This window comes from Frankia sp. CoWAU3 (assembly GCF_977971855.1).
The window spans coordinates 1-1,493 of sequence record NZ_CDWWXB010000228.1 but is presented as its reverse complement, the minus strand read 5'-3'; the positions used below and the strand labels follow the sequence as shown (position 1 = coordinate 1,493).

At 70.0% G+C, this 1,493-nt stretch carries 2 protein-coding genes; both read left to right on the top strand.

All coding sequences use genetic code 11. The features are described 5' to 3' along the window. On the top strand, positions 1-998 hold a 998-nt coding region (locus tag AC08ON_RS15940), incomplete at its 5' end, for a cytochrome P450 (RefSeq protein ID WP_476617251.1). 44 nt (positions 999-1,042) lie between these two features. Further along, positions 1,043-1,237: a ferredoxin gene (locus tag AC08ON_RS15935; protein WP_476608322.1), complete on the top strand. Its 195-nt coding sequence runs from the start codon at positions 1,043-1,045 to the stop codon at positions 1,235-1,237. Positions 1,238-1,493: the final 256 nt, after the last annotated feature.

The following is a 1,493-nucleotide window of genomic DNA, read 5'->3' as shown; positions in this document are numbered from 1 at the left end:
TCGTAGGTCCTGGCGGTCCCGTCCTGAGTAATGAGGAAATCGCCGAACTGCGGGCGGGGCAGATGCTCGCGTTCGATCCGCCAGATCACACCCGGCTGCGCCGGATGCTCACCCCGGAGTTCACCGTGCGCCGGATGCGCGGGTTGGAGCCGCGGATCCGGGACATCGTCGACGCGGCGCTCGACGAGGTGGAACGGGCCGGCCGGCCGGCCGATCTGGTCGCGACCTTCGCGCTTCCGGTGCCGTCGCTGGTGATCTGCGAGTTGCTGGGGGTGCCGTATTCCGACCGCGCGGAGTTCCAGCACCGCACCCGCCGGCAGATCGACGCCTCGTTGCCGATCGAGCAGCGGCTGGCCCTGCAGCGCGAGGCCCGTGCGTACATGGCCGGGCTGGTCACGCGGGCGCAGGCGGCCCCGGGCGAGGATCTGCTGGGCATGCTGGTGCGCGAGCACGGCGACGAACTGAGCACCGCCGAGCTGGTCGGCATCGCCTCGCTGCTGCTGGTCGCCGGGCACGAGACGACGTCGAACATGCTTGCTCTCGGCACCCTGGCGCTGCTGCGCCATCCCGACCAGCTCGCCATGGTCCGCGACGATCCGGCCCAGGTCGAGCCCGCCGTCGAGGAACTGCTGCGGTGGCTGTCCATCGTGCCCTCCGGTGTGCCCCGCACGACGACGACCGAGGTGGAGATCGCCGGTCACCGCATCCCGGCGGGCGAACAACTGCTCCTGGCGCTACCCGCGGCCAACCGAGACCCGGCTCTCGTCGGGGATCCGGACCGGCTCGACATCACCCGTGGCGCTCCCGGTCACGTCGCTTTCGGCCACGGCGTGCACCACTGCCTGGGAGCGCCGCTGGCCCGGATGGAGATGCGCATCGCGTTCCCCGCGCTGCTGCGACGCTTCCCCGATCTCGCGCTGGCCGTGCCCTACGAACAGGTCGCGTTCCGTGCCCATCATGTCGTACACGGGCTGCACGCACTCCCGGTCACCTGGTGAGACCCGGTCACCTGGTGGAAGAGGGCGGAACAGGAGGGTGTCGCATGAAGATTGTCGCTGATCGCGCCGTCTGTGTCGGCGCTGGGATGTGCGTGATGACCGCGCCGGAGGTCTTCGATCAGGGTGACGACGGCCTCGTCGTCACCCTGATCGAAGAGATCGCCGCCGGTCGGCTGGACGCCGTGCGTCGATCGGTCGCGCTGTGTCCGTCGAAGGCGCTGCGCGTGCTGGACGACTGACGAACGGGTCGGCCGCCCGGCGGGCGTCACGCGGTGCAGCTGCTGGTGAAGCTATCCGTGGGCGGCGTGGATCCCGGCGGCGTGGACATGGCACCTCCGATGCGTCGCGACCGGGGTCGTCGGGCGCACGTCCGGATGGCGGGCGAGATCCGGTCTCCGCTGATCATAATAGGTTGATGAGCTGACGGATCGCGGCGCATCAAGACCCTGATGCCGCCTCAAGACCCTGATGCGTGGTTCCGTGCCGCTCCAGGGC